Origin of the sequence: [Roseibacterium] beibuensis (assembly GCF_039542305.1) — a bacterium.
Classification (GTDB): Bacteria; Pseudomonadota; Alphaproteobacteria; order Rhodobacterales; family Rhodobacteraceae; genus Roseibacterium; species Roseibacterium beibuensis.
The window spans coordinates 246,164-265,104 of the sequence record NZ_BAABHW010000004.1 but is presented as its reverse complement, the minus strand read 5'-3'; the positions used below and the strand labels follow the sequence as shown (position 1 = coordinate 265,104).

The 18,941-nt window shown below is 66.0% G+C and carries 21 protein-coding genes and 1 other RNA gene; 8 read left to right on the top strand and 14 right to left on the bottom strand.

Features of this window, described 5'->3' with window-relative positions:
* Positions 1 to 3: 3 nt before the first annotated feature.
* Complete coding sequence (locus ABD923_RS14440) at positions 4 to 669, top strand: hypothetical protein (RefSeq protein WP_259549420.1); 666 nt, start codon at positions 4 to 6, stop codon at positions 667 to 669.
* Between the two features lie 114 nt (positions 670 to 783).
* Here the strand turns inward: ABD923_RS14440 and rpsU are convergent, their stop codons facing one another.
* Positions 784 to 990 carry a 30S ribosomal protein S21 gene (gene rpsU / locus ABD923_RS14435; protein WP_025310998.1) on the bottom strand — a complete coding sequence of 69 codons (207 nt, stop codon included), beginning with the start codon at positions 988 to 990 and terminating at the stop codon, positions 784 to 786.
* A gap of 115 nt (positions 991 to 1,105) precedes the next feature.
* Here rpsU and ABD923_RS14430 point away from each other — a divergent pair, with 115 nt between their 5' ends.
* A complete protein-coding gene (locus ABD923_RS14430) occupies positions 1,106 to 1,816 on the top strand; it encodes a COQ9 family protein (RefSeq protein ID WP_259549441.1) in 711 nt (236 codons plus the stop codon).
* 154 nt (positions 1,817 to 1,970) lie between these two features.
* Positions 1,971 to 2,954 carry an NAD(P)H-quinone oxidoreductase gene (locus ABD923_RS14425; protein WP_259549443.1) on the top strand — a complete coding sequence of 328 codons (984 nt, stop codon included), beginning with the start codon at positions 1,971 to 1,973 and terminating at the stop codon, positions 2,952 to 2,954.
* Positions 2,955 to 2,960: 6 nt separating this feature from the next.
* Here ABD923_RS14425 and ABD923_RS14420 read toward each other — a convergent pair whose 3' ends face one another.
* Genes ABD923_RS14420 through ABD923_RS14410 form a run of 3 tightly spaced genes read right to left on the bottom strand, consistent with a single transcriptional unit; the run spans position 2,961 to position 5,417 of the window.
* Complete coding sequence (locus ABD923_RS14420) at positions 2,961 to 4,079, bottom strand: glycine cleavage T C-terminal barrel domain-containing protein (protein WP_259549445.1); 1,119 nt, start codon at positions 4,077 to 4,079, stop codon at positions 2,961 to 2,963.
* On the bottom strand, positions 4,076 to 4,702 hold the full coding sequence (locus ABD923_RS14415) for a CDP-alcohol phosphatidyltransferase family protein (RefSeq protein ID WP_259549447.1): 627 nt from the start codon (positions 4,700 to 4,702) through the stop codon (positions 4,076 to 4,078). The genes ABD923_RS14420 and ABD923_RS14415 overlap by 4 nt, the downstream gene beginning before the upstream one ends.
* 4 nt (positions 4,703 to 4,706) lie before the next feature.
* A complete protein-coding gene (locus ABD923_RS14410; protein WP_259549451.1) occupies positions 4,707 to 5,417 on the bottom strand; it encodes an HAD family hydrolase in 711 nt (236 codons plus the stop codon).
* Positions 5,418 to 5,502: 85 nt separating this feature from the next.
* Between ABD923_RS14410 and clpS the strand changes: the two genes are divergently transcribed.
* The 3 genes from clpS to ABD923_RS14395 are packed head-to-tail and all read left to right on the top strand — an operon-like array spanning position 5,503 to position 7,685.
* On the top strand, positions 5,503 to 5,841 hold the full coding sequence (clpS, locus tag ABD923_RS14405) for an ATP-dependent Clp protease adapter ClpS (RefSeq protein ID WP_259549844.1): 339 nt from the start codon (positions 5,503 to 5,505) through the stop codon (positions 5,839 to 5,841).
* Between the two features lie 19 nt (positions 5,842 to 5,860).
* Entirely contained in the window at positions 5,861 to 6,862 is a 1,002-nt protein-coding gene (locus tag ABD923_RS14400) for a class I SAM-dependent methyltransferase (protein ID WP_259549452.1), read from the top strand.
* Positions 6,863 to 6,875: 13 nt separating this feature from the next.
* Positions 6,876 to 7,685 (top strand): SDR family NAD(P)-dependent oxidoreductase, encoded by an 810-nt coding sequence (locus tag ABD923_RS14395; protein ID WP_259549454.1) that lies wholly within the window; start codon positions 6,876 to 6,878, stop codon positions 7,683 to 7,685.
* A gap of 86 nt (positions 7,686 to 7,771) precedes the next feature.
* Here ABD923_RS14395 and ABD923_RS14390 read toward each other — a convergent pair whose 3' ends face one another.
* Entirely contained in the window at positions 7,772 to 8,551 is a 780-nt protein-coding gene (locus ABD923_RS14390; protein WP_259549455.1) for a DUF1013 domain-containing protein, read from the bottom strand.
* A 138-nt stretch (positions 8,552 to 8,689) separates the two neighbouring features.
* Here ABD923_RS14390 and ABD923_RS14385 point away from each other — a divergent pair, with 138 nt between their 5' ends.
* Positions 8,690 to 9,328, top strand: a complete 639-nt coding sequence (locus ABD923_RS14385) for a ribonuclease T2 family protein (RefSeq protein WP_222191505.1) — start codon at positions 8,690 to 8,692, stop codon at positions 9,326 to 9,328.
* A 34-nt stretch (positions 9,329 to 9,362) separates the two neighbouring features.
* Here the strand turns inward: ABD923_RS14385 and ABD923_RS14380 are convergent, their stop codons facing one another.
* The 4 genes from ABD923_RS14380 to ABD923_RS14365 form a co-directional block, all read right to left on the bottom strand.
* Positions 9,363 to 10,412 (bottom strand): class I SAM-dependent methyltransferase, encoded by a 1,050-nt coding sequence (locus tag ABD923_RS14380; protein WP_259549458.1) that lies wholly within the window; start codon positions 10,410 to 10,412, stop codon positions 9,363 to 9,365.
* 1 nt (position 10,413) lies between these two features.
* Complete coding sequence (recR, locus tag ABD923_RS14375; RefSeq protein ID WP_259549460.1) at positions 10,414 to 11,013, bottom strand: recombination mediator RecR; 600 nt, start codon at positions 11,011 to 11,013, stop codon at positions 10,414 to 10,416.
* A gap of 7 nt (positions 11,014 to 11,020) precedes the next feature.
* Positions 11,021 to 11,365 carry a YbaB/EbfC family nucleoid-associated protein gene (locus ABD923_RS14370; RefSeq protein ID WP_222191507.1) on the bottom strand — a complete coding sequence of 115 codons (345 nt, stop codon included), beginning with the start codon at positions 11,363 to 11,365 and terminating at the stop codon, positions 11,021 to 11,023.
* An 84-nt stretch (positions 11,366 to 11,449) separates the two neighbouring features.
* Positions 11,450 to 13,210, bottom strand: coding sequence for a DNA polymerase III subunit gamma/tau (locus tag ABD923_RS14365; RefSeq protein ID WP_259549462.1), 1,761 nt, complete (start codon positions 13,208 to 13,210; stop codon positions 11,450 to 11,452).
* A gap of 145 nt (positions 13,211 to 13,355) precedes the next feature.
* Between ABD923_RS14365 and ABD923_RS14360 the strand changes: the two genes are divergently transcribed.
* Positions 13,356 to 13,718 (top strand): hypothetical protein, encoded by a 363-nt coding sequence (locus ABD923_RS14360; RefSeq protein WP_259549464.1) that lies wholly within the window; start codon positions 13,356 to 13,358, stop codon positions 13,716 to 13,718.
* Positions 13,719 to 13,799: 81 nt separating this feature from the next.
* Here the strand turns inward: ABD923_RS14360 and ffs are convergent.
* The 5 genes from ffs to ABD923_RS14335 form a co-directional block, all read right to left on the bottom strand.
* Positions 13,800 to 13,896, bottom strand: an RNA gene (ffs, locus tag ABD923_RS14355) — signal recognition particle sRNA small type.
* Between the two features lie 57 nt (positions 13,897 to 13,953).
* Positions 13,954 to 14,721 (bottom strand): ABC transporter permease, encoded by a 768-nt coding sequence (locus tag ABD923_RS14350; RefSeq protein WP_259549466.1) that lies wholly within the window; start codon positions 14,719 to 14,721, stop codon positions 13,954 to 13,956.
* A complete protein-coding gene (locus ABD923_RS14345) occupies positions 14,718 to 15,554 on the bottom strand; it encodes an ABC transporter ATP-binding protein (protein ID WP_259549475.1) in 837 nt (278 codons plus the stop codon). The genes ABD923_RS14350 and ABD923_RS14345 overlap by 4 nt, the downstream gene beginning before the upstream one ends.
* 192 nt (positions 15,555 to 15,746) lie before the next feature.
* Positions 15,747 to 16,757, bottom strand: coding sequence for an ABC transporter substrate-binding protein (locus ABD923_RS14340; protein WP_405048305.1), 1,011 nt, complete (start codon positions 16,755 to 16,757; stop codon positions 15,747 to 15,749).
* 179 nt (positions 16,758 to 16,936) lie between these two features.
* Positions 16,937 to 18,808, bottom strand: coding sequence for a bifunctional 2',3'-cyclic-nucleotide 2'-phosphodiesterase/3'-nucleotidase (locus ABD923_RS14335; RefSeq protein WP_259549479.1), 1,872 nt, complete (start codon positions 18,806 to 18,808; stop codon positions 16,937 to 16,939).
* Positions 18,809 to 18,941 lie beyond the last annotated feature (133 nt).

Here is an 18,941-nt window from a genome sequence, read left to right as displayed (position 1 = left end):
ACCATGCGCCGTTTATCCATTTTCATTCTTGCTTCGGCCTTGGTCGCATCTCTTGCCGGGTGCGAGGCGCCCGCGAACGAGGGTGCCTACGCATCCGAGGAATTCGTCAGCCAGTCGCGTTACGTGCCGCCGGGCAACCCGTCGGTCACGCTGCTGACGATGGTGTATAACGACACCGGTCGCAGTGGACACACCGCCTTGCTGATCGACGGCCCCAGCGAGCGCGTGCTCTTCGACCCGGCGGGGACGTGGTATCACCCCGTCGTGCCCGAGCGGAATGATGTCCTCTATGGAATGACGCCGCAGCTTTACGATTTCTACATGGACTATCACGCCCGCGAGACGGTCGATGTCTATGTGCAGGAAATCGACGTGTCGCCCGAGATAGCCGCATACCTGATCGACGCGGTCGAGGCTTACGGTCAGGTCGGCTCGGCCCGCTGCGCCTATGCGACCTCCGAGATCCTGTCTCAGACACCGGGGTTCGAATCGATCAGCCGCCGCTGGTATCCGACCCGCCTGATGGCCGATTTCGCGGAACTTCCGGGCGTGCGCGAGTCGATCGTCGTGGATGACGATTCCGACGACAACCTGGAGCTGTTGCAGGCACAGGCCGCGCAAGCCGCCCGGTTGGAACTGGCGCGCGAGATGGCGGAAGGCTCCGAGTAAGCGTCGCACCGCGCTTCATAGCTTGAAAAATGAAAAACCCCCGGGGCCTTGCCGCGGGGGTTATCCTTTGTCCTGACGGGACGAAACCCGTCACAGGCTCGCTTGTCGATCGCCTCAGAGGAGACCTTCGCGCTGGGCCTTTTTACGCGCCAGCTTGCGGGCACGGCGGATGGCCTCGGCCTTCTCGCGTGCTTTCTTCTCCGACGGCTTTTCGTAATGCTGCTTGAGCTTCATTTCACGAAAAACGCCCTCGCGCTGAAGTTTCTTCTTCAGGGCGCGGAGTGCCTGATCGACATTGTTGTCGCGAACACTGACCTGCATCGTGGTGTCACCACCTTTCTAAGTTGGAGTTGAATGTTGAAGCAGGAGGTGGCCCTATAGCAAAGCCCTCCTATCTTGTCTAGCAAACGTATGTCCCAGCGCAGAGGTTCCCGTCATGCCCGCCACGAATAGTGAAACCGTCGACCGAATTCTCGATGCCGCGCTGATGCACGTGCCATTCGACGGCTGGTCCGAGGCCAGTTTCCGCGCCGCCGTGTCCGATGCCGGTGTGGACAAGGCCGAGGCCGAGGCGCTGTTTCCGCGCGGCGCGGTGGATCTTGCCCTGGCCTTCCATCGGCGTGGCGACGCCGCGATGGTCAAGGCGCTGAAAGCGGCTGACCTGTCGGCCATGCGCTTTCGCGACCGCGTCGCCTATGCCATCCGTCTGCGCCTTGAACTGGTCGAGGCCGACAAGGAAACCGTGCGCCGGGGCATGACGCTCTTTGCCTTGCCGATGAACGCCGGCGACGGGGCCAAGGCGCTTTGGGAAACCGCCGATGCGATCTGGACTGCGCTTGGCGATTCCTCGGATGATCTGAACTGGTATACCAAGCGCGCCACGCTCTCGGGGGTTTACTCCGCGACGGTTCTCTACTGGCTGGGCGACCAATCGGTCGATCATTCCGCCACCTGGTCCTTCATCGACCGCCGCATCGACGAAGTCATGCAGATCGAGACGATGAAAAAGAAGGTGCGTGAGAACAAGCTGCTCAAGCCGTTCCTCGCCGGGCCCGAATGGCTTGCGTCGCAGATCAAGGCGCCCAGCCGCATGGCGCCCCGCGACATGCCCGGAAGCTGGACCGCCCCCGACGCGCGGGAAAGCTGACCCAACCCACCCGTCGTTGCATTCAGGCGCCCGGTCAGGTCTTGGCCGGGCGGTCTCATGTCATGGCGCGTCGGTTGACCTCGCCCGGCCGGGATTGCATGCGCGCCCGCCACCGTCCATCAAAGGGGGAACGGATAACGGCGAGGGGCCAGACATGACCGACATGATGCGTGCGATCGAAATCACCGAAGCCGGCGGACCCGAGGTGCTGAAGCCCTGCACGCGGCCCATCCCGGTGCCGCAGGCCGGCGAGATCCTGATCGAGGTGGACCATGCCGGTGTGAACCGCCCCGACGCTTTGCAACGCGCGGGCCAATATGCCCCGCCGCCGGGGGCGTCCGATTTGCCGGGGCTGGAGGCATCCGGCCGCATCGCCGCCGTCGGCCCCGACGTGACCCGCTGGAAGGTCGGCGATGCCGTCTGCGCCCTGCTGCCGGGGGGCGGCTATGCCGAATACGTCGTCACGCATCAGGATCACGCCCTGCCGGTGCCCGATGGCATGGGCATGGCCGAGGCGGCGGCGCTGTGCGAGACCTTTTTCACCGTCTGGTCCAACGTCTTCATGCGCGGCGGCCTCAAGGCGGGCGAACGGTTCCTTGTCCATGGTGGCTCCTCCGGCATCGGGACGACGGCGATCCAACTGGCCAGTCATTTCGGCGCACGCGTCTTCGCGACCGCTGGCTCGGACGAGAAATGCGCCGCCTGCACCAAGCTGGGGGCCGAACGCGCGATCAACTACCGCGACGAGGATTTCGTCGAGGTGTTGAAGGCTGAGGGCGGCGCGAACCTGATCCTCGACATGGTGGGTGGCGACTACCTGCCGCGCAACGTCAAGACACTGGCCGAGGATGGACGCCTTGTGCAGATCGCGTTCCTGCAAGGGCCGAAGGTCGCGCTGAATTTCGCCCTCGTCATGGTCAAGCGCCTGACGATCACCGGCTCGACCCTGCGCCCGCAATCGGACGCCGCCAAGGCCGAGATCGCCGCGCAACTGGCCGAACATGTCTGGCCGCTGCTGGACGCGGGCCGCATCGCGCCGGTGATGGACTCGACCTTTGCACTGGACGAGGCCGCCAAGGCCCATGCCCGCATGGAAAGCTCGGGCCATATCGGCAAGATCGTTCTGAAGGTGAAGTGAGCCGCCTTACGCGATGAAGGGCAGGGCGGTCAGGGTGATCGCCCGCGGCCCGCCGTCCAAAGCAATACTCAACCCATCGGTTCCATCGCCAAGATCGCTGCGCACCAGCCCGATACCGATATTCTTTGCCAGGCGCGGGGAATAGGCGATCTCGCTGATATGGCCGACGGGCTGCGCGTTTCGCATCAGGGGCAGGGGATGCTGGTTGCCGGTGACGCGATCGCCGCCGATGACCACACCTGTCAGGCGGCGCGTGATGCCCTCGGCCTTGATCCGCTCCAGCGCCGCGCGTCCGATGAAGTCGTGGCCTGCATCGAGGTTCACCATCGTGCCAAACCCCATCTCGAACGGGTTGGCGGGCAGGCTCTGCCACCGCATGTCAGCGCCGTAGGAGACCAGGCCGCTTTCCAGCCGTTCGATATCGTTCGGTGCCCCCGGCCCGATGCCCCAGGGCGCGCCGGCCTCTTTCACCATCTGCCAAAGCTGCGTGCCCTGCGCGCTGTCGCGCAGGTACAACTCGACCCCGCCCTGTTTCGACCAGCCAGAGCGCGCGACGACCAGCGGGATACCGTCGAGATCCGTCTCGCGGAACTGGAAATACCGCAGGGAGCGTACCCAATCCCCGAAAAGCGCCTCGGCCACATCCATCGCCTTGGGGCCCTGGATGGCCAGCGGTGCAACGTCAGGCTCGCTCACCTCCACGTTCAGCCCACGCTCGCGCGCGATGGCCTTGGCCCACAGCGCGACGTCGCTGTCGGCGATCGAGAGCCACACGCGATCCTCGGCCAAGGGCAGCAGCACCGGGTCGTTGATCAGCCAGCCGTCATGGTCGCAGAGCGGGACATAGCGCCCTTGCCCGATCTTCGTTTTCGACAGGTCGCGCGGGGTTAGCAGTTGCGCCAGCTTTCCCGCGTCCGGCCCCAGCAATTCCACCTGCCTTTGCGCTGCCACGTCCCACATCGCCACGCCGTTGATCAGCCGGTCATACTCGCCCGCCGGATCGCCGAAATGGCCGGGGATGAACATGTGGTTGTAGACCGAGAAGGACTGCACCCCGTCGGCAACGGTCGCCTCGAAATAGGGGGATTTGCGGATGTTCGGGCCGATATGGATGGAATAGCTCATGCGTCGTCCTGCGGGTCACTGGAGAACAGCCGATAGCCCATCAGCCAGCGGGTGCCCATGGTCACGAAACAGGCCGCCGCGAAAAGATAGGCAAGGGTCGGGAAGGCCGTGGGAAACAGGCAAAACGCGACAAGGACCGCGATGGTCTCGAACCCTTCGGTCAAGCCGCCGAGGTAGTAGATCCCCTTGGACGGATAATCCGCAGCGGTCAGCCCGCGCCGTTCCGCGATGACCGAAAAGGCGAGAAAGGAGGATCCCGTGCCCACGAAGCTGGCGATGAGGATCGCGGCAGGCAGCGCGTTTTGCGCCGGGTCCGCCAGGGCGAATCCCAGCGGGAACAGGGCGTAGAACACGAAATCGAGCGCAATATCGAGAAACGCGCCGCGATCCGTCGCCGTGCCGGCGCGCGCTATGGCCCCGTCCAACCCGTCCGCCAGCCGGTTCAGCAAAAGCCCCAGCAAGGCCAGCAAGAACAGGCCCGTGGCCGCCGCCGCGACGGCCAGCAGCCCGACCGCGAACCCGGCCAGCGTGATCTGGTCTGCCCGAACCCCTCGCGCGGCCAGCCAACGCGCGGGCGGGTCCATCAGCCGCCGTTGCAGCGGCAGGAGGCGGGCGTCGATCATCGCCTCAGCCTTGCGTTTCGATCTCGCGCACGAGGTCCACCACGGCGCCCAGATCGGAGCGTTCGGCGTAGCGCGGGTGATCCTCGGGGGCGCTGGCGTGCTCCAACTCCCATGTCAGGCCGTGGGGCACGAACACGCCCCAGGCCCCGACCTCCAACGCAGGCAGAACGTCGGATTTCATCGAATTGCCGATCATCATGGCGCGCTCTGCCCCGTCGCCATGGCGCGCGAAGATGGCGTGATAGGTGGTGGCGCGCTTGTCCGACACGATCTCGACCGCGTCGAACATTTCACCCAGCCCCGATTGCGCCAGCTTCCGCTCCTGGTCCAGCAGGTCGCCCTTGGTGATCAGCACGAGGCGGTGCGACTCGGACAGGGCGCGCACGGCGTCCTCGGCATGGGGCAGCAGGTGGATCGGGTGGCTCAGCATCTCCTGACCGGCGGCGAGAATTTCGGCGATCACGCTGGCGGGCACCCGTTTTTCGGTCACCTCGATGGCCGTTTCGACCATCGACAGCATGAACCCCTTGATGCCGAAGCCATAATGGCCGAGGTTGCGGCGCTCGGCCTCGAGCAGGCGTGCGTGCAGGTGTTCCGGCGCGACATACTCCGCCAGCAGGTCGGCAAAGCGCGCCTGCGTCATGCGAAAGAACTGCTCGTTCTGCCAAAGCGTGTCGTCGGCGTCGAACCCGATGGTGGTCAGCGGGGATGCCATGTTCGGCCCCTCTTTTCTGAATCGCTCACCGGCTTATATATTGCGGCCAAGCGACAGGCCATGAACCGACCGAGGCGTGAAGCATATGCAACCCTTGCAGATGATGACGGACAAGCCCGAGAACGACGGCGAGACCACAATCATCACCAAGACAAAGCCAAAGACGCAGCGCCCACCGATGTACAAGGTGCTGCTTTTGAACGATGATTACACGCCGATGGAATTCGTCGTGCACGTTCTCGAGCGGTTTTTCGGCATTGGTCACAGCCAGGCCGTCGAGATCATGCTGACCGTTCACAAGAAGGGGGTGGCGGTCGTCGGCGTCTTTTCTTACGAGATCGCGGAAACCAAGGTGGCGCAGGTGATGGATTTCGCCCGGCGCAACCAGCACCCGCTGCAATGCACGATGGAGAAAGAGGACTGACCCCGGTCCTTCCCGCCCCATGACAGACCCCCGTTGGACCCTCGCGATCGAGGCAGGCGATGTGATTCTGCCCGATGGCCCCGTTCTGGTCATGCGCGCCCGTGGCGATGCTGACTACACCGCCTTGGGCGACGTCGTGTGCGTCCAGGGATTCGCCCCCGACCACGACCGTCTCGCCGCGCGCGGCCTGCAGGTTGCGGTCGATCTGCCCGAGGATGGCCAGTTCGCCGCCGCGCTGGTGCAGATCGTCAAGGCCCGGGCCGCCACGCTGGGGGCCATTGCCGAGGCGCTGATCGCCCTGCCGCCCGGCGGTGTTCTGATGGTCGATGGTCAGAAGGACGAAGGCATCGAGGCAACCTTGAAACAGCTTCGTACGGTGTTCGAGATCGACGGCGTCCTGTCGAAATCGCATGGCAAGCTGGTCTGGCTGACCCGGCCCGAAACCCTGCCCGACGCCGTGATGGACTGGATCGCAGAACCCACCGGAACCGAACAAGGCTACCTTACGGTGCCGGGCGGATTCTCGGCGGACGGACCGGATCGCGGCTCGGAGATTTTGGTGGCGCTGGTGCCGCCGCTCAAGGGGCGCGTGGCCGATCTCGGTGCCGGATGGGGCTATCTCTCGGGCGAGGTGCTGGCCGAACAGGCGGGGATCGAACGCCTCGATCTGATCGAGGCCGACCATGCCATGCTCGAGGCGGCCGAGGTCAATGTCGACGACGACCGCGCGCGCTTTTTCTGGGCCGATGCCACGCGGTTCCAGCCCGATGAGCCCTATGACGCGATCCTGTGCAACCCGCCCTTCCATGTCGGGCGAAAGGCCGATCCGGGCCTTGGGCGTGCCTTCATTGCCGCGGCTGCACGGATGCTCAAGCCCTCGGGCCGATTCTTCATGGTGGCCAACCGTCACCTGCCTTATGAAGATACGCTGAAAGCCAGCTTCGGCACGGGCCGGATGCTGGGCGAGTTGGAAGGCTACAAGATCTACGAGGCCGCCAAGCCAAGGCGCGCGGGCCGCTAGCGGAGAGCACCCCATGACCCTTTCGATCCAAGGCAAGACCGCGGTCATCACCGGCGCGGCGAACGGTGTCGGGCTGGCCATTGCCCGGCATTTCATCGACCGCGGTGCGAACGTGATGTTTGCCGACCGTGACGAGGCGCGGCTGGCCGATGAATGCGGCGCGGTGGAAGATGACAAGGGGCAGGTGCGCTACTTCGCCGGTGACCTGCGCGAGAAACTGACCGTGGCGAACCTGCTCTCTGCGACCATCGACGCCTTCGACAGGATCGACATCCTGGTCAATGCCAGCCGGCAGGTTCTGACGACCGACCCGCTGGACCCGACCGACAGTTCGGTCGGCGCGCTTCTGGAACAGAACATGTTCACCGCGCTGCGCCTCAGCCAGGCAGTGGCCAAGCGCATGATCCAGCAGGCCGAAGACGATGGCGTCGAGGAAGGGCCGATCGGCTCCATCATCAACATCTCCTCCATCGCCGCGCGCCGCACCCATCCCGACCTGATGGGGTATTCGATTTCCTGCGCGGCGCTGGACCAGGCCACCCGCAGCCTCGCTGTCGCGCTGGCGCCGCACCGCATCCGGGTGAACGGTGTGGCGTTCGGCTCGCTCATGTCGGCCAGCCTGAAAGAAAGCCTGAACGAAACCGACGGTCTGCGCGAAGAGATCAAGCAATGCACGCCGATGGGCCGCATCGGCAGCGCGCGCGAAGTCGCGGCCGCCGTGCAGTTCCTTGCCTCGGACGGGGCGGGTTTCGTCACGGGCGAGGTGCTGACCGTGGATGGCGGTCGCACCCTGCTCGATAACGTCACGATTGCCGCGCACTAGGCGTCGTCGCCGCGCGCCGGACCCAAAAAGAAACCCCCGGCACGGCACCGTGTCGGGGGTTTTTCGTTCTTCGAGGGACGAGGCGATCAGCGCTGATCGTCGTCCTCGTCCTCGTCGTCGTCACTGCTGTTGGGCAGGTTGAAGAGGCTGTCGGCATCCACCATCGCGCTTTTGCGATCCGCCTCGTCCTCTTCATCGTCCGCCGTGTTGTCGCTGAGCGAGAAGGTTTCCAGCCCCGAGATCGCACTGGGGATCTTGGGCTCGTCGGGATCGGCGGCAAGGCTCTGCTCGGTCGAAACCAGGCGGCGGCGCTCGTCATCGGTCATGACCTCGCCGTCCTTGGCGCGCTTGGCGTTGGCCTTCTGCACGGCGGCATCCAGTTCGGACTGCTTGCACAGGCCAAGCGCGACCGGGTCGATCGGCTGGATGTTCTGGATGTTCCAGTGCGTCCGCTCGCGAATCGCCTGGATCGTCGGCTTGGTCGTGCCCACCAGCTTGGAGATCTGGCCATCGCTCAGTTCCGGGTGGAACTTGACCAGCCACAGGATCGAGGCCGGGCGGTCCTGCCGCTTGGACAGTGGCGTGTAGCGCGGGCCGCGGCGCTTTTCCTCGCCCACGGCGGCGGCGTTGAACTTCAGCTTCAGCTTGTAGGTCGGGTCGGCCTCGCCCTTGTCGATCTCTTCCTGGGTCAGCTGGTTGTTCACCAGCGGATCGAAGCCCTTCACGCCGGTGGCCACGTCACCATCCGCGATGCCCTGCACCTCCAACTCGTGCAGGCCGCAGAAATCGCCGATCTGCTTGAAGCTGAGGGTGGTGTTGTCGACGAGCCAGACGGCGGTGGCCTTGGCCATGATGGGTTTGTTCATCGGATCGTCTCCTTGAGACAGAATACACGAGGAACGGGCCGTTGAAGCGGCTGCGGAGGGGCCTCCGCAATTCCTCGATTTCAGGGAAATCGCAGCGTATATAGGCCCAGACCGGGCCAGAGAAAAGAGGGAATGCGCGTGCGTGGGGTTTTGTTGGCGGCGCTTCTTGCCGCGCTTCCGGTTGCCGCCGGGGCCGAAGGGGAACCGGCCGGAGAGTTCGATTACTACGTTCTGTCGCTCAGTTGGACCCCGTCCTGGTGCGCTATCGAGGGCGATGATCGCGGCAGCCCGCAATGCGACGCGGGGCAGGGCTACGGGTTCACGCTGCACGGGCTCTGGCCGCAATACGAGGCGGGGTGGCCCAGCTATTGCCCCACGGTCGAACCGATGCCCACCCGCCGCATGACCGGCGAGATGGTCGATATCATGGGGTCTTCGGGGCTGGCGTGGCACCAGTGGCGCAAGCATGGCGTCTGCACCGGGCTGGATGCCGAGGACTATTACCGCCTGTCGCGGCTGGCTTATGACAGCGTCACCCGGCCCGACCTGCTGCGCCGGCTGGATCGGGAAGTGCGCCTGCCCGCCCGCGTGATCGAAGAGGCGTTCCTGGAAGTGAACCCGGATCTCAGCGCCGACATGCTGACCGTGACCTGCCGCGCGGGCCGGGTGCAGGAGGTGCGCATCTGCCTGACGCGCGGGCTTGAGCCGCGCGTCTGCGGCGACGACGTGATCCGCGATTGCACGCTGGAGCAGGCGATCTTCAGCCCCATGCGCTGAAGTCCTGGCCGCAGGGAACGCCGCCGCCCTTTGCTCAGGCGCGGAACACGAAATAGACCATCGGGGCGACCGGGGCGGTTTCGTGCAGCGCGCCGAACGTCGCGTCCAGCGCCTCGAAGACCGGGGCGTACCGCTCCAACGCGCCTTTCTCGTGGCCAAGCAGCCCTTCCAGCGTGTTCTTCAGACGGCGCAGCGGCGTGACCTCGTCCTGTGGCTGGTCGATCGGGAAACACTCGGCAAAGCCCGCCTCGTATCCCACCCCGCAGAGCGTCGAGATGTCGAACACGCGATCCTCGCCGCGCCCGATCCCCTGTGCGCCTTGCAAGACCTGCCGCGTGCCGCCTTCAAGCCGCATCATCGCCAAGGGGCTGAGCCCCTTCTTCGCGGCCGGTTTCCGCCCGAGGAAGCCCCCGCTGGCGGGCGCCTCGTCATTCGGGCCGCCCGCCTCTTCGAAGCGGCGGATCAGGTCCATGGCGAAGGCCGCCCAGATCTTTCCCTGCAAGCAGGGTTCGAGGAAGATCGCCGCGCCGCCGGGTTTCAGCCAGCCGCGGATGCGGGTCAGCATCGCGTTGGGATCGCCCAATTGGCACAGCGTCGCGCGCCCCACGACCATGTCCAGCGACTCGGGCGCGAAATCGAGCGTTTCCGCGCCGGATTGCAGGATGATGGTCCCCGGCGCGGCGGCAATCGACACGAGGTGGTTCAGCGCGGCGGCGGAGGTTTCCGTCGTATAGAGTTTGCGCACCCGATCCGACGCCGACAGGCCCGCCGTCCAGGCGCCACCTGTCGCGCCGATCTCCAGCACGTCCGACAGGTGCCGGCGCCCCATAACCTGTTCGATGATCATCTGCAGGTCACGGAAATGGCTGCGCCGGGCCGCTTCGGTCGGGAAAAAGGCCCGCGCCACGTCGCCGGCCTGCGTGTCGGCCGGTGGCGCGCTGCCAAGGGCGAGGGCATGAACACCGCCTTCGGCGCGCACCTCGTGCCCGCACTGGCGGCAATTCATCAACCCGTCCCTGATCCAGAGCTGCCCGCCGCCACAAGCGGGGCATATCAGCGCGACGTAACCGGAAGGTGCGTCCATGTCAGAGTGTCTTTCTTGCCTTGAGCGCGGCGGAAATCGTGCCGTCGTCCAGATAATCCAGCTCGCCGCCTATGGGCACCCCTTGTGCCAGAGACGTGACGGAAACGCCCAGGCCCTCGATCTCGCCAGCGATGTAATGGGCGGTCGTCTGCCCATCGACGGTGGCGTTCAGCGCGAGGATCACCTCGGTCGCGCCTTCGCCCCGCACACGGTCGATCAGCTTGGGAATGCGCAGGTCGTCGGGGCCGATATCGTCCAGCGCGGAAAGCGTGCCGCCCAGCACATGATAGCGCCCCTGAAACGCCCCGCCCCGTTCCATCGCCCACAGGTCCGCCACATCCTCGACCACGCAAATCTGCCCGTTTGCACGGCGGTCATCGGAACAGATCGGGCAGAGGTCGGCCGTGCCGATATTGCCGCAGTTCAGGCATTCGCGGGCGGTGTCGGCCACCCGTGTCATGGCCTCGGCCAAGGGGCGCATCAACTGCCCGCGCCTCTTGATCAGGTGCAGCACCGCGCGCCGGGCGGAACGCGGGCCCAGGCCGGGCAGCCGCGCCATTACCTCGATCAGCGATTCGATGTCCTTGGGGGCGTCGGTCAAGCGCGCCTCAGAACGGCATCTTCATGTCCGCCGGCAGGCCGAGCCCCTCGGTCAGCTTGGACATTTCTTCCTGGCTCTTTTCCTGCGCCTTGGATTGCGCGTCCTTGATCGCGGCAAGGATCAGATCCTCGACCACTTCCTTGTCGTCCTCGTTGAAGATCGACGGGTCGATATCGAGCGCGGTCAACTCGCCCTTGCAGGTCGAGGTCGCCTTCACAAGGCCCGCGCCGGATTCACCGGTGACGGTCATGGTGGCGAGTTGCTCCTGCATCTCGGCCATCTTGCCCTGCACTTCCTGCGCCTGTTTCATCAGCTTGGCCATATCGCCCAGCTGGCCCAATCCCTTCAGCATGTCGGACACTCCATATTGCGGTTCGGTTTCAGATACGCCCTTGCCGGTGCCGCCTCAAGGCGTCACGCGGATCGGGCGCTGCGTTCATTCGTCCTCGAACGGGTCCCAGTCATCGGGGGTTTCATCCTCGTCCGGCAACTCGGGCAGGGCCTCGGTCGCGGCGGCCTGCGCGATCTCTGCATGGGTGCGGATCTGGGTGATCTTCGCGGTGGGGAATTTCGACAGAACGGCCTGCATCAGCGGGTGGTCGGTGACCTCGGCCTCCATGGCGCGCTGCGCGGCCTCGGCCTCTTCGGCGATGGTCGGCCCGCCGCCTTCGCTGGCGACCGAGATCCCCCAGCGTGCGCCCGTCGCGGTCTGCAACATCCGGCCCAGGCGCGGGATCAGGTCGCGCGGCGCGTTCTCGGTGGGTTGCAGCTCGATCCGCCCGGGCGCGTAGGAGACGAGGCGCAGACAGGTTTTCACTTCGATCAGCAATTTCAGATCGCGCGCCTGTTCCAGCAGGGCCACGACGCTTGCCCAGGTCGGGTAGAGCGACAGGTCCGGGCCGGGCGCCCGGTTCAGCGCCGCCTGCACACCGCCCCCCTGCGGCGCGGCGGAGCGGTACGCCCGAGGCGCGGCACCATTGGTCGGCCCGGCCCCCGGCATTCCGCCGCCACCACCGGGCGCGGGGGGCGGCGTATCCGACAGTTTCTTGACCAGATCGCCGGGCGTGGGCAGGTCGGCCACATGCGTCATGCGGATGATCGCCATCTCGGCGGCCATCATGGCGTTGGGCGCAAGGCGGACCTCGTCCAGCGCCTTCAGGAGCATCTGCCACATCCGCGTCAGCACCCGCATCGGCAGCTTGTCGGCCAGGCCACGGCCGCGGCTGCGTTCTTCGGGTGAGAGGGTCGGGTCCTCGGCGGCCTCGGACGTGATCTTGATGACGCTCAGCCAATGCGTGATTTCTGCAAGGTCCCGCAGCACGGCCAGCGGGTCGGCCCCGGCGGCATATTGCGCGCCTAACTCGTTCAGCGCGCCGGGCGCGTCGCCGCCCATGATCGCCTCGAACAGGTCCAGCACGCGGGCGCGGTCGGCCAGGCCAAGCATCGCGCGCACCTGGTCGGCGGTGGTTTCACCCGCACCATGGGCAATCGCCTGGTCCAGCAGGCTCATCGCGTCGCGCACCGAGCCTTCGGCGGCCCGCGTGATCAGTGCGAGCGCATCCTCGGCGATCTCGGCGTTTTCCTTGGCCGCGATGGATTTCAGATGCGCGATCATCACCTCGGGCTCGATCCGCCGCAGGTCGAACCGCTGGCAGCGGGACAGGACCGTGACCGGAACCTTGCGGATCTCGGTCGTCGCGAACAGGAATTTCACGTGGGCGGGCGGTTCCTCCAACGTCTTGAGCAGCGCGTTGAACGCGCTGGTCGAGAGCATGTGAACCTCGTCGATGATGAAGATCTTGTAGCGCGCGGTCGCGGCGCGGTAGCTGACCGTCTCGATGATCGCGTCGCGGATATTCTGCACGCCCGTGTGGCTGGCCGCGTCCATCTCCATCACGTCGACATGGCGGCCCTCGGCGATGGCCTTGCAGTTCTCGCACACACCGCACGGGTCGGTCGTTGGTCCGCCAATGCCGTCGGGCCCGATGCAGTTCAGCCCCTTGGCGATGATCCGCGCCGTCGTCGTCTTGCCGGTGCCCCGGATGCCCGTCAGCATGAAGGCCTGCGCGATGCGGTCGGCCTCGAACGCGTTTTTCAGCGTGCGCACCATCGCGTCCTGACCGATCAGATCTGCAAAGGTCGCGGGGCGGTATTTCCGCGCGAGAACCTGGTAACCGGTGTCGGCTGTGTCGCTCATGCTGGCCCTTGGGGTTGGTGTCGTCCGAACCTAAGGCGTCCGCCCGTCCGCGTCCATGGGGAACGCCATCCGGGGCAGGTGGACGACCACGGCATCGCCTGAGCGCGCCCCGGCTGATACGATCATGCACGGGAGGTCACATGCGATGGACCGTGACCGCATCATCATTGCCGCCCTGTTGGCGGTGTGGCTTGTCTGCGCAGGCCTGTCGGTGTCGGCCCTGATGGCTGAGGCGACGGGTGACGGCTTTGTGCGGGGTTTGAACCGGGTAACCGGTTTTCTCGGCTGGCAACTGGCCGCAGCGCTCGTGGCGCTGCCGCTCTGGCTGACATCGCGCCGCTTGCCGAAAGGCACCGCGCTGCGCTGGATCGCGCGGGTTCCCGGCTGGTGGGCGGCGCTCTTGTTGACATTGATCGTGACGTGGATCGCCGCCGGGGTGATCTCATCCTACGTGGGATCGCCGCCGGATGATCAGGCACCGGGTCCGGTGACTGCACCGATGGATTAAAGGGGGGCAGGTGGCACGCGCGGGGTCGTTTTCCTGAAACGACCCTGTCGGGCGATGCGCACCGCTTGCGCGATGCGCTGAGGTGAGAGGCTGGACAGCGACCCAAGCGGGGCTCGTTGTGGCTGCTTCCTTCCGGACCTGACCAGGTTGGCGAGGCGCTTGCCCGCGCCAACCTCTCAAAGCGTCAGATAGGGAAAACGACGCAGAGTCGCAAGGGGCCGCTGGCCCGCCGCTGTCACCCTGCCGGTCGCTCGGCCCAACCCGCGAAGATCTTCTCGAGGAAAACCACGATGTAATAGAGGAAGATCCCCAAAGCGGCGAGCGCGAAGAGCACCGCGAACATCAGCGGGTAATCCGCGCTGATCCGCCCCGAGTCGAACAAATCCCCCAGCCCGCGCCCATGCGGGCTGACGATCTCCATCAGGTTCGTCCCGATGAAGGCGAGGGTTACGGCGACCTTCAGGGCGCCGAAGAATTCGGGCAGGGTTTTTGGAAGCGCGATTTTCCAGAAAACCGTGAGGTTCGAGGCGCCAAGGCTGCGCAGGATGTCGCGGTATTCCGGTTCGAGGGTGCTGAGGCCGATGGAGACCGAGACGGCGATGGGAAAGAAGCTGATCATGAAGGCGATCAGGATCGTGTTGAAGTCGTGCTGGCCGACGAAGATCAGTGCGACGATGGGCACCACGGTCGCCTTGGGGATCGCGTTGAAACCCACGAGGATCGGGTAGAGCCCTTCGCGCGCGACGCGGGAAAAGCCCATGACCATGCCGATCAGCGTGCCCACGACGACGGCAAGGCCAAGGCCCACCACGGTGCGCCACAGCGTCTCCCAGCTCTTGATCAGGAACAGTTCCCAGTAGCGGGTGAAGGCCGGGATCAGGTCCGAGGGGCTGGCCATCCGGTAATTCGGCAACTCGTTGTACCAGACCGCCCATTCCCACAGGCCGAGCACGAGGATGATGGTGATGACGGGCGCCAGGATCTTGCGGGCTGTATCGTTCATGCGCTGGCCTCCGCGGTCATCTCGGGACCATCAGCGGCATCGGCGCGGCCCTGGGCCACCTGGATCTGGTGGCGCAGGATCGCCAGCATGTCGACGGCCTTGGGCGTGTAGAGATCTTCGAGCGTGCGCTTGCCCTCGATATCCACGTCCAGCACGTATTGCGCGTGCGCCGGGCGCCCGGACAGGACGATCACCTGGTCGGCCAGGAACACGCTTTCGCGCAGGTCATGCGTGATCAGAAGGCAGGTGAAGGGCTCTTCCTCGCGAAGGTCGTGCATGGTGCACCACAGGTCCTCGCGGGTGAAGGCGTCGAGCGCGCCGAAGGGTTCGTCGAGGATCAGCACGTCGGGCTTATGGATGATCGAGCGGCAGAGGCTGGCGCGCTGGCGCATCCCGCCCGACAGCTCGGAAGGCCGCTTGTCGGCAAAGCCGGTCAGGCCCACCAGGTCCAGCAGGTGATGCGCGCGCTCGGTCGCCTCGGCCTTGGACATGGGGCTTTTGACGATTTCCAGGGGCAGCATGATGTTTTGCAGGATGGTGCGCCACTCCAGCAGCACCGGGTTCTGGAACGCCATGCCGACGGTCGGGCGCGGCGAGGTGACCAGCTTGTTGTGCAGCCAGACCTGCCCCTCGTTCGGGCGCATCAGGCCCGACACCAGCCGCGTCAGCGTGGATTTTCCGCAGCCCGAAGGGCCGACCACGGCGCAGAAGCTGTTTTCGGGGATCTTGACGGTCAGGTTGTCGAGAACGGGTAGCGGGCCTGCCTTGGTGCGGTAGGCATGGGTCACCTCGCGCAGTTCGATCATGTAGGAGGAGGCGGGGGTGGGCGTCATCGGCAGGGCTTTCGGGTGGTTAACGGCGCATCAACGCTTGTCGGGTTCGTGCAAGGGCAGGGTTGGCAGGGGCTGCGAAAACCGCGGGTCACACCCCGTACACACCCTGTACACACCCCGTGCATACGCGGGTCCGCCGGGCCGGGCGCGCGATGGCCCCGGCCCGGCGGGTCGTGTTCAGGTCAGCCGCGCTCAGGGCGCGACCATCAGAACGTTGCCCTCGGGCAGGTAGGCGTCGGTGAAATAGAGCGACGCGTCCGGCTCGTTCTGGAACTCGTAGGTCAGGGCGAGTTGCTCGATCGCCGTGGCAAGGCGGTCGGGGTCCACGTTGCCCATGCCGTTCTCGATGACGTAGTCGGTCAGGACGTTGCCCTCGATGGCCAGTTCCAGGCGCTGCTGTTCGAGCTCCGCGTCACCCGCCGGGTTGCGTTCCAGAACGGCGGCGATGCCCGCGGCAGGATCGGCGATGGCATCGGCCCAGCCGCGCGCGACGGCGGTGATGAAGCCGGTGACCATTTCCGGGTTCTCGGCGGCGAAATCGGTGTTCACGATCAGCGCGTTGCCGTAGAGGGCCACGCCGTGATCGGAATACATGATCGTCGTCAGGTCGTCGGCGGGCACGCCAAGGCGCAGGGCCGAGAGATAGGACGAGAAGTTGAAGCCGGTCACGGCATCCACATTGCCCTCGGCCAGCATCGGCTCGCGCGTCGGGAAGCCGACGGGTTCGACGGTGATGGTCGACACGTCGATATCGTTCACGGCGGCAAGGATCGGGAACTGCGCCCAGGCGCCATCGGGCGGCGGAGCGCCGAGGACGGAGCCTTCGAGATCCTCGATGCCCGAGATGCCCTGGCTGACGCGACCCACGATGGAAAACGGCGGGCTGTCATAGGTCATGAAGATCGCGGTGACGGGCGCGCCCGGGTTCTGATCGAGGAACGAGATCAGCGAATTGATGTCGGCGAAGCCGAAGGGGAAGGAGCCAGAGGCGACCTTCGGAATGGCGTCGAGCGAGCCCTGGCCCGCGGTAATTTCGACATCCATGCCTTCTTCGGCGAAGTAGCCGTTGTCGATGGCGAGGAAATAGGGCGCGGAGGGTCCTTCGAAGCGCCAGTCGAGCGCGAAGGCGATGTCGGTGTCCTGCGCGAGGGCAGGGGTCGCGGCGATCAGGGTCGCGGCGAGGGCGGGAATGGCACGGTGCAGCAAGCTGTCCTCCTTCGATGGCCGGAACGGCCCGGCGTTAAATCGTCCTCACTCACGCGACTGCGCCGCGCGGCGTCAACGAAACCGGCATGTGAGGGGAAAGGCTACGAGGATGCTGCCGCCCATTGCAAATATTTTGGGCGGAGTGGCGAAATTTTATGCATGCATGATGTGGCCGGCTACAGGTCGAGTCGGAAGCCGAAGAATCCGCTGGATTGCAGGCCAAGCGGGGTCAGGCCAAGCGCCTGCGCCCGCTCGGCATGGGCGGCGGCGTCCGGCCCGGTCTCGAACAGCACGGGCGTGTTGCCCAGGGGGGTGAAGCCGAAGTGATCCGTCGGGCGCGGGGTGATCGGGTGCTTGGCCGTCGCAATAGCCTCGATCACCGCGTCGCGCACCGTGGCGGGCGAGGTGACGACCGTCTCGGCCTCGGCGCAGGCCGGGAAATGGCCGCCCCCCGCTGCCCGGTAGGAATTGGTGACGATAAGGAACGTGTCCTCTGGCACAACGGGGCGACCGTCGGCATGGCACAGGTCGCGCACCCGGCCGGGCGTGTTGAAGATCTCGTCCCCCTCGGCATTGGTGCGGGGTGGTTGGCTGAGGTCGAAGCGGTAGCCAAGCCCCTCGATCCGGTCAAAATTGTACCCGGCGAAGGCGTGGTCGATCATCGGTTGCGGCGTGGCATCCGGGCCAAGGGGCGTGATCTGGCGGAAGAGCGAGGCGGTGCGTTCCAGCCATGCGACGATGCCCGCGCCGGTCATGCGCAGGATGCACAGCTGGTTGGGGTAGATGTAGAGGTCGGCCGCGTTGCGCAGGCGCAGCGGGCCTGCGGGGATGTCGGTGTAATTGCCGGGGCCGCCCCGCCCGCCGGATTTGAACGGCGCAACGGCGGAGAGGAGCGGCAGGCCGGAGAGGTCGGGCCGGTCGGCCAGAAGCTCTTGCGCGGCGTGGCGTTGGGCGTCGGCCACGATCTGGGTCGCGGCGCAGGGCGCGAGAAAGCTGAAGAAGGTCTCCAGCGGCACGGCGGTCTGGCCAAGGGGACGGTCGGTGTAGTGCCGGACGGCGCGATGATCGGTCCACAGGATCGGGCGCAGGCCGGGGTGGCGGCGCAAAACGCCGCGCAGGCCGATGCCGGGGCGCTCGGAGATCGGGAAGGTGCGGGCGGTACTGCCGGTGATGGCCCAGACGCCGTTCTGGCGGGCCAGGGTCAGGTCGATGCGGCCCAGGTGCGAGCCGAACGCGCCGGGTTGGACGATGCGCGCGCCGGTGGTCTCGGCCTCGGGGAACACGCGGTGGCTGTGGCCTGCGATCACGGCATCGACGCCGGGCAGGGCGGCGACGACCGTGGCGGCGTTTTCCATGCCGGGTTCGGGGTGCTCCGCGCCAAGGCCGGAATGGGCCAGCACGATGACAAGGTCCGCGCCCTCCCGGTGCAGGGCCGCGACCTCGACCGCGACGGTGTCGGCGATGTCGGTGACCTCGATCGTGTCCCCAAGCCGCGCCCGCCCCCATTTCGCGATTTGCGGGGGGGCGACGCCGACCAGGCCGATGCGCAGGTCATGCGTGTTTCCGGCGGTGTCGGCGACGTCCCGCGTCAGGATCACGCGGCTGGGCCAGCGGCTCGCGCCCTGACGGCGACGGACATTGGCGAGGATGACCGGAAACTCCGCGGTGCCAAGGGCGGTTTCCAGGGCCTCGAGCCCGAAATCGAAATCGTGGTTGCCCAGGGTCGCGGCGTCGTATCCCAGCGCGTTCATCGCGGCGAACATGGGATGCGCGCGCCCCGTGGGGCGGAGGTCATCCAGCCACGCATCGCCCAGGGGCGCGCCTTGGAGCGTATCGCCATTGTCCAGAAGCAGGGTATTCGCGGCCCCCGCGCGCTCGGCCACGATCCGCTCGGCCACGCGCATAAGGCCCACGGCCGGATCGGGCTGGTCGCGATAGTAATTGAACGGCAAAAGATGCGCGTGCAGATCGCTGGTCGCGAGCACGCGCAGGTGCACCGGCACCGCGTCGTCGGTCGCTTCGCCTGATGTGTTCGAGCGAAGGGTCATGTTGTCCCCGTTCTTCCCCTCTGCCAGTATGCGGAGGCTGCGCCTGTGGAAAACAGGTCCGCCAGACGCGAAGTGACGGAAAAGGCTTCGAATTTCAATGATGTGACTCTGTCGCCACGCCCAACGTCAGGTG